The following is a 12,559-nucleotide window of genomic DNA, read 5'->3' on the forward strand; positions in this document are numbered from 1 at the left end:
GACCGGTGTGCGGGCGGGGCTGCGGTGCGGACGTGAGCTGCGATCGGCCAGACCCGCGTCGCCTTCACAGCGGTGCCGGGCCAGCCACTTGTGCACGGTGGCACGGGAGATACCGAGCTGCTCGGCGATGCACGCCGGTGACCACCCGGCCGCGCGGCGGGTCACGATCAGCCTGCGGGCATGGATCGTGGTGCGGGCGTTACTGTGCACGCGAGGACCTCCGTGTGCCGATGGGATGCGTCAGACACATCCACTCCGCCCGGAGGTCCTCCCATGTTCAACCCGACACGCCGTCAACAACCTGATTAGTCACTACAGCTAGGGCGCCTCCCGTGAGTCTCGTCCGTGATAGTCGCGGCCGAGGGCCCGGAGGCGGCACGGCCGCAACGCCCGAATACGCCCGGTATGAGGGCGTCGCGGCGGCACCGCCTCCGGAACTCCCGCCCGTGACTCTCATCGAACGGACTCGCGGGACAGGCCCTAGGCGCCGGTCGTCGAGCCCGGCCGCAGGATCATCAGCACGGTGACCGTCGCCCACAGGAGGTTGAAGATCCCCGTGTACATCGCCAGGTGCTTGACGTCCTTGGTCCTGATGGCCTTCTCCTGGCCCGGCAGGACCTTCAGGGCCAGCACGAACGCCGCGGCGGTGGTGAGCGCGATCGACACGACCACCCAGGGGTGGCCGGTCACGCCCATCACGCCGGCCGTCGCGAAGCCGAAGACCGGCACCGAGACGCCGATCAGCGCGTAGACGCGGCAGATCCGGTGCAGCAGCTCGGGGTTGCCGCCGTCGCGGACGGCCTTGGGGAACATGCTGGCGGCGACCGTGACCGGGCCGATGGCGATGATGGCGGCGAGGACGTGCAGCGAGAGGAACAGCTTGCTCACGCCGCGCTCCAGACCGTGCCGCGGCGCTCGTGGGCGAAGACCTGCTCGACCTCGAAGGCCTTCCGGGAGCCGGACTCCCGTTCGACCAGCCACAGGCCCAGGTCCACGCCGGAGGTCACGCCGGAGGCCGTGACCAGGTCGCCGTCCACGACGATGCGGGCGGGGACCGCCGTGACGCCGTAGCTCGCGAGCACCTCCAGGCCGAGGTGGTTGGTCGTGGCGGTGCGGCCGCCGAGCAGGCCCGCCATCGCGAGCGCCAGCGAGCCGCCGCAGACGGTCGCCACGGTGAGGCCCCGCCGGTCGAGCGCCCGCCGCATCGGCTCGGCGAGGGTCGTCGCCGCCTTGGCGAGCAGGACGAGGATCTCGTCCTCCTCCCGCGCCGCCGCGCCGGGGACGAGCACGAGGCCGTCCCGCTCCGGGTCGAGCCGGGCCGTCGCCCGCAGGGAGATCCCGATCCCGCTCTCCACCTCGCGCGGCCCCTCGGCGGTCACCAGTTCGGCCCGCATCCCTCCCGCCAGCAACGTCTCGTACGGCCCGATCGCGTCCAACGGGTCGAACCCGTCGAACAACACCACCTGAGCGAACATCCGCCCCTCCTCCTGTCGTCGATCAAGACGGTAGGAGCGGCGGCCGTCGCACGGTACTGGCTGGAATGCCATGTTCCAACGGATTCTCGCCAGGTACGGTGGAGGTGTGCACGAGGTGGCCGTGGTGGCGATGGACAGCGTCGTCCCGTTCGACTTCGGGGTGCCGCTCGACACCTTCGCCTGGACCGGGCGGTACCGCGTCCGGGTGTGCGGTCCGAGGAGGACGGTCAGGTCCGAGCTGTTCGAGATCAAGGTCCCGCACGGCCTGGACCTGCTGTCCGAAGTGGACACCATCGTGCTGCCCGGTCACGACCCGGACCTGGCCGTGCCGAGGCAGGTGGTCGAGGCGTTGCGGCAGGCCGCGGCGAGGGGCACGCGGATTGCGTCGATCTGCACGGGCGCGTTCGCCTTCGCGGCCACCGGGCTGCTGGACGGGCTGAGGGCCACGACGCACTGGCGGGGCGCGCGGGAGCTGGCGGCGCGGTTCCCGTCCGTCGAGGTCGACCCGGACGTGCTCTACGTCGACAACGGGCAGTTCCTGACGTCCGCCGGTGCCGCGGCGGGGCTCGACCTGTGCCTGCACATGATCCGGCACGACCACGGCTCCGCGGTGGCCGCTGACGCGGCGCGGATGGCCGTCATGCCGCTGGAGAGAGAAGGCGGGCAGGCGCAGTTCATCGTGACGCCGCCCGCGACGCCCCAGGGGGCGGAGCTCGAACCGCTGCTGCGGTGGATGGAGGCCAACGCCGGGCGGGACCTGACGCTCGCGGACGTCGCGGAACACGCCGGCATGAGCACGCGGACGTTGAACCGGCGGTTCCGCGAGCAGACCGGGACGACGCCGTTGCAGTGGCTGCACCGGGCGCGGGTGCGCCAGGCGCAGCACCTGCTGGAGACGACCAAGGACTCGGTGGAGCTGATCGCGAGCAAGGTCGGGTTCGGGTCGGCCACGGCGTTCCGCGACAGGTTCAAGCGGATCGCCGGGACCTCACCGCAGAGCTACCGGACGGCGTTCCAGGGCTGCCGCAGCTAAGAGCTAGCGAACTAGGGCTGCGAGTGCTCGTGCAGCAGCAGGAGCGTGTAGGCGGCGATCGACTGGGCGTCGGTGATCTCGCCCTTGGCGATCATCGCCTCGAACTCGGCGCGGGGGAACCACGCCGAGCGCATGTCCTGCTCCTCTGGCTCCCGCTCGTGGAAGCCCTCGGTGAGCCCGGTGGCGAGGAACACGCGGCCGCGCTGCGACGTCATGCCGGGCGCGACGTCGAGGAGGCCGAGCTCGATCATCTCGCCGGCGCGCAGCCCGGTCTCCTCGCGCAGCTCGCGCCGCGCCAGCTCCAGCGGGTCGGAGTCGGCGCGGTCGGGTGCGGTGCCCTGGGGGAACTCCCAGCGGCGCAGCCCGAGCGGGTAGCGGAACTGCTCGACGAGGCGGATGCGCTCGCCGTCGAGCGGGATGACCAGTGCGTAGTCGGGCTTGTCAACGACGCCGTAGATGCCTTGAGTGCCGTCCGCGCGCCGGATCGGGTCCTCGCGAACGGTCATCCACGGGTTTGCGTACACCTGACGGGTGCCGAGGCTTTCCACGGCACGGACCGTACCTAACGCCCGCTCGCCGGACTCACCCCGTAGCCTGTCGCGGTGCGTCTCGTCATCGCTCGCTGCCAGGTCGACTACGTAGGACGACTCACCGCCCATCTGCCGATGGCCCAGCGCTTGCTGCTCATCAAGGCCGATGGCTCGGTGTCGATCCACTCCGACGACCGCGCGTACAAGCCGTTGAACTGGATGAGCCCTCCCTGCTGGCTCATCGAGGACCCGGACATCTGGACGGTGCAGAACAAGGCGGGGGAGAAGCTGATCATCACCCTCGACGAGGTGCTGCACGACTCCAAGCACGAGCTCGGCCCGGAACCGGGCCTGCGCAAGGACGGTGTCGAGGCCGACCTGCAGAAGCTGCTGGCCGAGCACGTGACGACCCTGGGCGACGGCTGGACGCTGGTGCGCCGCGAGTTCCCGACCCCGATCGGCCCGGTCGACCTGATGTGCCGCGACGACGCGGGCGCGTCGGTGGCCGTGGAGATCAAGCGCCGCGGCGAGATCGACGGCGTCGAGCAGCTCACCCGGTACCTGGAGCTGCTCAACCGCGACCCGCTGCTGGCTCCGGTGCGGGGCGTGTTCGCGGCGCAGCAGATCAAGCCGCAGGCGCGGACGCTGGCCGAGGACCGCGGGATCCGGTGCGTGGTGCTCGACTACGACGCGTTGCGCGGGATCGAGCCGGACGAGTTCCGCCTGTTCTGATCAGCCCTCGAACAGGCCGATGGCCTGGATCGCCGCCGAGAGCGAGTAGTCGGGGCGGGAGCTTTCGTAGGCGAGCTTGACCGCCCACATCGGCCTGCCCGCTACGAGCAGGTCCGTGATTTCCGCGAGCGTGTCGTCGGACAGCGACTCCAGCAACGCCAGCGCCGCGTCCTCGTGCTCGCCTCGCGGGGCGGACTCCGTCATGCCGTGAGTCTCGGTGAACCAGCGGTCCGCCGCACCCGATTTCCCGGCTCCGGCTTCAGCGAGCGCCCCAGCTCACACCGTGGTTTCGTGATCACGAACACGGGGTACGAACCGACGCACCCGGAGTAACGTTCCCTCCTGGTCGGTCATGTTCGACTTTGTTTGAGTCTTGGGAGGTGGGCGGTGTCGGTGTCGGTGGTGGCCGAGGCGGACCTGCGGCTTGACGCGGGACCGATCGACTACGCGTTGCTCGTCATCTACTTCGTGGTCGTGCTCGGCATCGGGGTGATGGCGCGACGATCCGTCTCGTCCAGCCTCGACTTCCTGCTCTCCGGGCGGTCGCTGCCGGCGTGGGTCACCGGTCTCGCGTTCATCTCCGCGAACCTCGGCGCGCTCGAGCTGATGGGCATGACGGCGAACGGCGCGCAGTACGGCATGGCGACTGTGCACTACTACTGGATCGGCGCCATCCCCGCGATGGTGTTCCTCGGTCTGGTGATGATGCCGTTCTACTACGGCTCCAAGGTGCGCAGCGTTCCCGAGTTCATGCGCCGGCGGTTCGGCAAGCCGGCTCACCTCGTCAACGCCATCAGCTTCGCCGTCGCGCAGGTCCTGATCGCGGGCATCAACCTGTTCGCGCTCGCGGTGATCATCGACGCGCTGCTCGGGTGGCCGTTGCCGGTGTCCATCGTGGTCGCGGCGGTCGTCGTGCTCGCGTACACGACGCTGGGCGGCCTGTCCGCCGCCATCTACAACGAGGTGCTGCAGTTCTTCGTCATCGTGGCCGCGCTGGCGCCGCTCACGATCGTCGGCCTGATCAAGGTCGGCGGCTGGCAGGGGATCGTCGAGAAGGTCACGGACCAGGAGCAGCTCAGCGCCTGGCCCGCGACGGAGCTGACCGGCATCAACAGTCCGGTGTGGAGTGTCATCGGGCTGGTGTTCGGTCTCGGCTTCGTGCTGTCGTTCGGCTACTGGACGACGAACTTCGCCGAGGTCCAGCGCGCGATGAGCGCCAAGTCGATGTCGGCGGCCAAGCGCACGCCGATCATCGGCGCCTACCCCAAGGCGCTGATCCCGGCGATCATCATCATCCCCGGCATCATCGCCGCGCTGATCGTGCCGGAGATGGCCCAGCTCAAGGCCGGTGCCGCCGGTGACGGCGTGGACTACAACGACGTGCTGCCGCTGCTCATGCGCGACCTGCTGCCCAACGGCATCCTCGGCATCGCCATCACTGGTCTGCTGGCGAGCTTCATGGCCGGTGTGGCGGCGAACGTCAGCTCGTTCAACACCGTCTTCACGTACGACCTGTGGCAGGACTACGTGAAGAAGGACCGCCCGGACGAGTACTACCTGCGTGTGGGCCGTCTGGCCACGGTCGGCGCGTGCGTGCTGGCCATCGGCACGGCGTTCATCGCCGCGGCGCTCGGCGGGTCCAACATCATGGACTACATCCAGGCGCTGTTCTCGTTCTTCAACGCGCCGCTGTTCGCGACCTTCATCCTCGGCATGTTCTGGAAGCGGATGACGCCGACCGCGGGCTGGGTCGGTCTGCTCGCGGGCACGTTCACCGCGATCTTCATCTACGTGATCTCGGAGCCGTCGTTCGGCATCGAGCTGCTGGAGCTGCCCGGCCAGGGCGCGAGCTTCCTCGGCGCGGGTCTCGCGTTCGTGGTCGACATCCTGGTGAGCGTCGCGGTCACCATGGTCACGCGGCCGAAGCCGGACAGCGAGCTGGTCGGGCTGGTCTACAGCTTGACGCCCAAGGAGGACAGGGCGCACTCCACCACCGGTGAGGACGCGGGCTGGTACCGCTCGCCCGCCCTGCTCGGCGGTGGAGTGCTGGCCCTGACGACCGTTCTCTACTTCATCTTCGGCTGAGGGAGGCCGCCATGAGGTTGTTCGACCTGCGATTGATCATCGCGTTCCTCTTCGGCCTGTACGGCGTTGTACTGGTCGTCGTCGGACTGGGTTTCACATCGGACGAGGACCTGCGGAAGGCCGAAGGGGTCAACATCAACCTGTGGGCCGGTGTCGCCATGGCCGCGCTGGCGGCGGTGTTCGCCGCGTGGGCCATGCTGCGGCCTCAGTTCGTGGACACGGACAAGCAGCCGCTCAAGGAGCTATGACTGCGGACGACCAGGGTAAACAGGGTTGAAGGCCTCGATCGTCCACGCGTCGAGCCAGCTGAATGCGCGGCGAATCCGGTTTCGCACGTCTCTCCTTCGGTCGGGGTCTTCACCCAGTACAGCGCCTGGATCTTCTGAATCGTTCCCGTAGCGCAGCGTGACATGTGCCACGGGCCAAGTCGGGGTACCGCCCACGAACGCGCGGAAAGGTCGCTACCGTGCACGTCGTGCCTCGTTTTCGTGCCGCCGCCGTGGTCGCCGCCGCCGCGTTGCTGATGGCCGGGTGCGCGACCGGCCCCGGTCTCGCCAAGACCAACTCGCCGCGCCGCACCGTGCAGGCGGGTGCGGAGGCGACCTCGACCGAACCGTCGGCCAAGCAGTCCACGCCCGCGCAGCCGGGCAAGCCGGTCGACCCCGCGTTCGCGGCGGAGCGACTGCGGCTGGTGAACCCGTGCGCGCTGATCGAGAAGGAGCTGCTGGAGACGGTCGGCACGCCGTCGCGGTACTCCAGCAGCAACTACACGCGCTGCTCGAACTACATGAAGGACAAGGCGGGCAAGTCGCTCAGCATCACGCTGGACATCGGCTACTCGCTGACGTCCACGGACCTGAAGAACGCGACCAAGACGCTCGCCGGGCTGAAGAGCGGTGAGCAGAAGCTGAGCTCGTCGTGCTTCATCACCGTCGTCACGCAGGAGAGCCCCGCGCAGGCCGTGCGGATCCAGGTGAGCACCGGCACCGGCAGCGAGGCGGCCGAGCCGTGCGCGCCGGGGCGCAAGGTGCTCGAGGGCGCGGTGCGCAAGCTCAAGGGCAACCCGCAGAAGTACAACCCGTCCAAGGGCTCGCCGGTCGAGGTCGATCCGTGCGCGATCGTGGACAAGGCGACGCTCGCGCCGGTGCTCGGCGCCTCGCCGCGGGCACTGCCGTTCGGCCTGCACCAGTGCTCGTGGACCGGGCCGAGCGCGCAGATGCAGCTCGACATCAAGACGGCGCGCATCCCGAAGGACGGCAAGTTCGACAGCAAGTCCGTCGAGGTCGACCTCGGTGGCGGCCTGAAGGGCTACCAGGCCTTCAAGGACACCTCGTACCCGAGCTGCGAGCTGATCATCGTGCGCACGAAGGACGCGAGCGACGCCGGCGAGGTCGTGGAGTTCATCGTGAGCGGCTCGAAGACGAAGGAGTTCGACCGCTGCCAGGCGACGCAGGCCTTCGCCAAGGCTGTTCTCCCCCGCCTGCCCGCTGCGTGAGCACGTCGCTCGGCGCGGCAGGGGCTGAAAGTTGTCCGGGTACGCGTTAGTGTCGGGGTTACTGGCGAGTACCTGGAGGGCCCCATGACGCAGACCGCTTCGGACAGCGCGCTGTCGGCCGATGGCGAGCAGCGGCGGTTCGCATCACTGGACCCGCGCACGGGCGAGGTCGTCGCGCACCACCCGGTCCACACGGCCGCCGAGGTCGAGGACGCCGTGGCCTCCGCGCGCGAGGCCGCCGCGTGGTGGGCCGGTCTCGGCTTCGAGGGGCGCAAGACCAAGCTCGACGCGTGGCGCCGGATCCTCGGCCGGCGCTCGGACGAGCTCATCGCGCTGATCAGCGCGGAGACCGGCAAGCCGGCCGACGACTCCCGGGTCGAGGTCGCGCTGGTGATGGACCACCTGCACTGGGCCTCGCGACAGGCCGGACGTGTGCTGAGCAAGCGGCGCGTGTCCTCGGGCATGCTGATGTTCAACCACAGCGCGACGCTGGAGTACCGGCCGTTGGGCGTCATCGGCGTCATCGGCCCGTGGAACTACCCCGCGCACACGCCGATGGGATCGATCTCCTACGCGCTGGCCGCCGGCAACGCCGTCGTGTTCAAGCCCTCCGAGTTCACGCCGGGCGTCGGCACGTTCCTCGCGTCGACGTTCACCGAGGCGGTGCCGGAGTACTCGGTCTTCCAGGTCGTCACGGGCTTCGGCGAGACGGGCGCGGCGCTGTGCGCGTCGGGCGTGGACAAGATCGCGTTCACCGGCTCCACCCGGACCGGCAAGAAGGTCATGGCCGCGTGCGCGGCGACGTTGACGCCGGTGCTGGTCGAGTGCGGCGGCAAGGACGCGCTGATCGTCGACTCGGACGCCGACCTGACCGCCGCCGCCGAGGCCGCGATCTGGGGCGCGGTGTCCAACGCCGGCCAGACCTGCGCGGGCGTGGAGCGGATCTACGTGGCCGAGGAGGTCGCGGACGAGTTCATCGAGATCGTCGTGCGGCGGGCGCGCAAGCTCAAGCCGGGTGGCGAGCCGAACGCGAACCTCGGGCCGATCACCATGCCGGCGCAGGTGGAGATCATCCGCGAGCACGTCAGGGACGCCCTGGACCGCGGCGGCAAGGCGCTGGTGGGCGGGCCGGACTCGATCCGGCCGCCGTACGTCGAGCCGGTGGTGCTCACGGACGTGCCGGAGGACTCGGTGGCGATCACCGAGGAGACCTTCGGGCCGACCGTCGTGATCAACCGGGTGCCGAACGCGCTGGAGGGCGTGCGGCTCGCGAACCGGTCGAAGTACGGGCTGGGCGCCGCCGTCTTCTCGAAGTCGCGCGGCGAGGAGCTGGCGCGGGAGCTGCGGGTCGGCATGGTGTCGGTCAACGCCGTGCTGACCTACGCGGCGATCCCGGGACTGCCGTTCGGTGGTGTCGGCGACTCGGGCTTCGGGCGCATCCACGGCGAGGACGGGCTGCGCGAGTTCACCTACGCCAAGGCCGTGACGAAGCAGAAGTTCGCGTCGCTGATCAACATGACGACGTTCGACCGCTCGTCCATGGCGGGCAGGCAGATGCTGCGGCTCGCGCGGATGCTCTTCGGGCGGTGAAGGGACCCGCGCGGGTCCTCAGGCTCCGAGCTGCTCGCGCAGGTCATCCAGGACCTCGTTCGCGGCGAGCACGCCGAGGCCGAGGAAGTACGTCTCGTCGAGGACCGGCTTGGCCTTGCCCGCCTTGACGGCGTTCAGGCCGCTCCACAGCGGACCGCCGAGGACCGAGGCCTGCGCGGTCTTGGCCGGGTCGCCGTAGGTGGAGTAGACGAGGAAGTCGGCGTCGGCCTTGCCGATCTGCTCCGCGCTCACCTCGGCGGCCAGGTCGTCCACCTGGGACGGCGTCGGCTGCGGGATCTTCGCGTCGACCAGGATCGTGCCGATGAAGGACTTCTTGGCGTACAGGCGGATGCGGCCGGGCATGAAGCGCAGCGCCGTCACGGTCGGGCGCACGCCGAGCTTCTTCTCGATGGCGGTGCCGGTGTCGTTCGCCTTGTTCGTGTAGTCCTCGAGCATCTTCGCGGCGTCGGCCTGGCGGTCGAGCGCGGCCGCGTTGAGCAGGAAGTTCTCCTTCCACACGTAGCCGGGGCGCACCGAGAAGACGGTCGGGGCGATGGCCGCGAGCTTCGGGTAGAGGGCTTCCGCGCGCAGCTGCGAGCCCAGGATCAGGTCCGGGTCGAGCTTGGTGATCGCCTCTAGGTTGAGGTTGTTGGTCGTGCCGACGTTCTCCGGCGTGCCGCCCTTCTCGCCGATGTAGGACGGCATGGCCGGCGAGCCGTCGGTGTAGGCGATGCCGACGGGCTTGATGCCGAGCGCCACCACGTTGTCGAGTTCGCCGGTGTCGAGCACGATCACCCGTTCGGGCTTCTTCTCGAGCTCGGTCTCGCCCATCGCGTGCTTGATCGTGCGGGGGAACTCGCCCGGCTTCGCCTGCGTGCCGAAGCCGTTGCTCAGCTCGTAGGCCTTGCCGAAGTCCTCACCGCCCTGGGCCACCGCGGGCTTGTCCGGCGTGCTGGAACCGCAGGCGGTCAGGGTCAGGGCGACTGCGACGAGCAGCGCTGCTCTCTTCGGCACGAGTGGTTCCTCCGCTACTGACAGTGATTCTGACCTGCGCTTCTTAGGGCCGCCTAACGGTACAGGGGTCGTTTGCCCGTTCCGAGTGTCAGACACCGGGAGTAAGAAGGAACACGGCACCGCTCTCTCGGAAGGGCTCTTCGATGAAGAAGATCATCAACGATCCGGAAACCGTCGTGCGGGACGCGCTGCGGGGGATGCAGGCGGCCCACTCCGATCTGCTGACCGTGCACCTCGACCCCGCGGTGGTGGTGCGCGCGGACGCTCCGGTGCGGGGCAAGGTCGCGATCATCTCGGGTGGCGGAGCGGGCCACGAGCCGCTGCACGGCGGCTTCGTCGGGCGCGGCATGCTCGACGCGGCCTGTCCCGGTGCGGTGTTCACGTCGCCGACGCCGGACCAAGTGCTCGCCGCCGTGGAGCGGACCGACGGCGGCGCGGGCGCGTTGCTGATCGTGAAGAACTACACCGGCGACGTGCTGAACTTCGAGACCGCGGGGGAGCTCGCGGAGTCCGAGGTGCGCAGCGTCGTGATCGACGACGACGTGGCCGTGAAGGACTCGCTGTACACGGCCGGTCGTCGTGGCGTCGGCGGCACGGTGCTGCTGGAGAAGATCGTGGGCGCGGCGGCCGACCGCGGCGACGACCTGGCGGCCTGCGAGGCGCTGGCCCGGCGGGTGGTCGGGTCGGTGCGGTCGATGGGCCTCGCGCTGACCTCGTGCACGGTCCCGCACGTGGGATCGCCGAGCTTCGAGCTGGCCGACGACGAGATGGAGGTCGGCATCGGCATCCACGGCGAGCCCGGCCGCAGGCGGGTGCCGGTCGGCTCCGCGACCGAGATGGTCGCCGAGCTGCTCGACCCGATCCTGGAGGACCTGCCGTTCGCCGCGGGGGACCGCGTGCTGCTCTTCACGAACTCGATGGGCGGAACTCCGCTGATCGAGCTGTACTTGGCGCACGGCATCGCGGAACAGCTCTTGGCTGATCGGGGGATCACGGTGGAACGCAGGCTCGTCGGCCCGTACATCACCAGTCTGGAGATGCAGGGCATGAGTCTCACGCTGCTCCGGCTGGACGACGAGATGATCTCGCTGTGGGACGCGCCGGTGCACACGCCCGCCCTGCGGTGGGGGGTCTGAGATGGGGTGCACGGCTGCGGACGTCGTGGCGGCCCTGCGTGCCGCCGCCGCGGTGGTGCAGGAGCACCGCGACGAGCTGGTGCGCCTCGACCAGGCGATCGGCGACGCCGACCACGGCGAGAACCTGCGCCGCGGCTTCACGGCCCTGCTGTCGCGTTTGGACGCGGAGGAGCCCGCCTCTCCCGGCAAGGCGCTGAAGCTGGTCGCCACCACGCTGATCTCGACGGTGGGCGGCGCGGCGGGCCCGTTGTACGGCACGGCGTTCCTGCGGGCGTCGGCCGCGGTGGGCGACGCCGCGGAGCTCGACGGCGAGGCGGTGGCCCGCGCCTTGCAGGCCGCGCTGGAGGGCGTCGTGGCGCGCGGCAAGGCCGTGGTGGGCGACAAGACGATGGTGGACGCCCTGACGCCCGCGGTGACCGCCGCCGCGAGCGCGGAGGGCTCGGTGGCGGGGGTGTTGTCGGCGGCGGCCGACGCGGCGGCCGAAGGGGCGGAGTCGACCGTGCCGATGGTGGCGCGGAAGGGACGGGCCTCCTACCTGGGGGAGCGCAGCGCCGGGCACCTGGATCCCGGCGCCCGGTCGACGGCGTTGCTGCTGCGGGCGTTCGCGGATGCGGCGGCCGGGGCATGACCGCGGCATCGGAGACCAGCAGGGTCGGGCTGGTCGTCGTCTCCCACAGCGAGATGCTCGCGAGCGGTGTCGCCGAGCTCGCCGGCCAGATGGCGCCCGACATCGCCGTGCTGCCCGTGGGCGGCACGGAGGAAGGCGGTCTCGGCACCGACTACGGCGCGGTGGTGGAGGCCCTGGCGGACGCGGACTCCGGGGCGGGCGTCGTCGTGCTGTACGACCTGGGCAGCGCCAAGATGACCGCCGAGATGGCCGTCGAGTCGGCGGACGACCCGTCCCGCTACACCGTGGTCGACGCGTCCCTGGTGGAGGGCGCGGTGGCCGCGGCCGTCGCGGCACAGGGCGGCGCGGCGCTGGCAGCCGTGGCCGCCGCCGCGGAGGGGGCGTCCGGTGAGGCCCCGGTGGCCGTCCACGACAGGGCGGGGCAGGACAGGACCGGGCAGGACAGGACCGGGCAGGACAGGACCGGGCAGGGCCGGAGCGGGCAGGGCAGGCCGGCGCTGAGCATCGTGCCGGACGCGGTGTCGGCGGAAGTGTTGCTCACCAACGAGGTCGGGCTGCACGCGCGCCCGGCGGCCTTGCTGGCGCGGACGGTCGCCCAGCTCGACGCCGACGTCGTCGTCCGGTACGGCGACGAGGAGGCGAACGCCGCCAGCGTGCTGGCGTTGATGGGCCTCGGCGCGCCGGGCGGCAGGTCGATCACCGTGGTGGCCACGGGGAAGGACGCGGGCGAAGCGGTCCGGCGGATCGAGGAACTGGCGGAGAGGGGGTTCGACGACTGAAGCACCTGTCGTGCAGGCCATCGCGGCCGGAGCCGGTTGGGCATCGTCGGACGATGTTGTGG

15 protein-coding genes are annotated in these 12,559 nt (G+C 70.2%); 9 read left to right on the top strand and 6 right to left on the bottom strand.

Annotated elements, in window-relative coordinates:
• From BMW88_RS24095 to BMW88_RS24105, 3 genes are all read right to left on the bottom strand, one after another.
• Positions 1 to 210 (bottom strand): leucine zipper domain-containing protein (locus BMW88_RS24095; protein ID WP_143116216.1); only part of this gene is annotated, 210 nt, incomplete at its 3' end.
• 270 nt (positions 211 to 480) lie between these two features.
• The gene (locus BMW88_RS24100) at positions 481 to 888 is read right to left on the bottom strand and encodes a hypothetical protein (protein ID WP_089954182.1); all 408 of its coding nucleotides are present in this window, start codon (positions 886 to 888) and stop codon (positions 481 to 483) included.
• Positions 885 to 1,475: a DJ-1/PfpI family protein gene (locus tag BMW88_RS24105; RefSeq protein ID WP_089954185.1), complete on the bottom strand. Its 591-nt coding sequence runs from the start codon at positions 1,473 to 1,475 to the stop codon at positions 885 to 887. The genes BMW88_RS24100 and BMW88_RS24105 overlap by 4 nt, the downstream gene beginning before the upstream one ends.
• Positions 1,476 to 1,581: 106 nt before the next feature.
• Here BMW88_RS24105 and BMW88_RS24110 point away from each other — a divergent pair, with 106 nt between their 5' ends.
• Complete coding sequence (locus tag BMW88_RS24110) at positions 1,582 to 2,508, top strand: GlxA family transcriptional regulator (protein WP_089954706.1); 927 nt, start codon at positions 1,582 to 1,584, stop codon at positions 2,506 to 2,508.
• Between the two features lie 11 nt (positions 2,509 to 2,519).
• Here the strand turns inward: BMW88_RS24110 and BMW88_RS24115 are convergent, their stop codons facing one another.
• Positions 2,520 to 3,014 carry an NUDIX domain-containing protein gene (locus BMW88_RS24115; protein WP_245778018.1) on the bottom strand — a complete coding sequence of 165 codons (495 nt, stop codon included), beginning with the start codon at positions 3,012 to 3,014 and terminating at the stop codon, positions 2,520 to 2,522.
• 96 nt (positions 3,015 to 3,110) lie between these two features.
• Between BMW88_RS24115 and nucS the strand changes: the two genes are divergently transcribed.
• The gene (gene nucS, locus BMW88_RS24120; RefSeq protein WP_089954190.1) at positions 3,111 to 3,770 is read left to right on the top strand and encodes an endonuclease NucS; all 660 of its coding nucleotides are present in this window, start codon (positions 3,111 to 3,113) and stop codon (positions 3,768 to 3,770) included.
• Here nucS and BMW88_RS24125 read toward each other — a convergent pair whose 3' ends face one another.
• Positions 3,771 to 3,974 (bottom strand): hypothetical protein, encoded by a 204-nt coding sequence (locus tag BMW88_RS24125; protein ID WP_089954193.1) that lies wholly within the window; start codon positions 3,972 to 3,974, stop codon positions 3,771 to 3,773.
• A gap of 189 nt (positions 3,975 to 4,163) precedes the next feature.
• Between BMW88_RS24125 and BMW88_RS24130 the strand changes: the two genes are divergently transcribed.
• The 4 genes from BMW88_RS24130 to BMW88_RS24145 all read left to right on the top strand — a co-directional run bounded on the left by BMW88_RS24130 (position 4,164) and on the right by BMW88_RS24145 (position 8,940).
• Positions 4,164 to 5,855 (top strand): sodium:solute symporter family protein, encoded by a 1,692-nt coding sequence (locus BMW88_RS24130; RefSeq protein ID WP_089954709.1) that lies wholly within the window; start codon positions 4,164 to 4,166, stop codon positions 5,853 to 5,855.
• Positions 5,856 to 5,866: 11 nt separating this feature from the next.
• A complete protein-coding gene (locus BMW88_RS24135) occupies positions 5,867 to 6,103 on the top strand; it encodes a hypothetical protein (protein WP_089954195.1) in 237 nt (78 codons plus the stop codon).
• Positions 6,104 to 6,330: 227 nt separating this feature from the next.
• Complete coding sequence (locus BMW88_RS24140; protein WP_143116217.1) at positions 6,331 to 7,350, top strand: DUF3558 domain-containing protein; 1,020 nt, start codon at positions 6,331 to 6,333, stop codon at positions 7,348 to 7,350.
• 84 nt (positions 7,351 to 7,434) lie between these two features.
• Positions 7,435 to 8,940, top strand: a complete 1,506-nt coding sequence (locus BMW88_RS24145; RefSeq protein WP_089954200.1) for an aldehyde dehydrogenase family protein — start codon at positions 7,435 to 7,437, stop codon at positions 8,938 to 8,940.
• 18 nt (positions 8,941 to 8,958) lie between these two features.
• Here the strand turns inward: BMW88_RS24145 and BMW88_RS24150 are convergent, their stop codons facing one another.
• Complete coding sequence (locus tag BMW88_RS24150; protein WP_089954203.1) at positions 8,959 to 9,954, bottom strand: ABC transporter substrate-binding protein; 996 nt, start codon at positions 9,952 to 9,954, stop codon at positions 8,959 to 8,961.
• 143 nt (positions 9,955 to 10,097) lie between these two features.
• Here BMW88_RS24150 and dhaK point away from each other — a divergent pair, with 143 nt between their 5' ends.
• From dhaK to dhaM, 3 genes are read left to right on the top strand one after another with little or no spacing between them, the layout of a single operon-like run.
• The gene (gene dhaK / locus BMW88_RS24155; protein ID WP_089954206.1) at positions 10,098 to 11,090 is read left to right on the top strand and encodes a dihydroxyacetone kinase subunit DhaK; all 993 of its coding nucleotides are present in this window, start codon (positions 10,098 to 10,100) and stop codon (positions 11,088 to 11,090) included.
• Position 11,091: 1 nt separating this feature from the next.
• On the top strand, positions 11,092 to 11,718 hold the full coding sequence (dhaL, locus tag BMW88_RS24160) for a dihydroxyacetone kinase subunit DhaL (RefSeq protein WP_089954208.1): 627 nt from the start codon (positions 11,092 to 11,094) through the stop codon (positions 11,716 to 11,718).
• Entirely contained in the window at positions 11,715 to 12,497 is a 783-nt protein-coding gene (dhaM, locus tag BMW88_RS24165; protein WP_089954211.1) for a dihydroxyacetone kinase phosphoryl donor subunit DhaM, read from the top strand. The genes dhaL and dhaM overlap by 4 nt, the downstream gene beginning before the upstream one ends.
• Positions 12,498 to 12,559: the final 62 nt, after the last annotated feature.

Source organism: Lentzea xinjiangensis (assembly GCF_900110955.1).
GTDB classification, from domain to species: domain Bacteria; phylum Actinomycetota; class Actinomycetes; order Mycobacteriales; family Pseudonocardiaceae; genus Lentzea; species Lentzea xinjiangensis.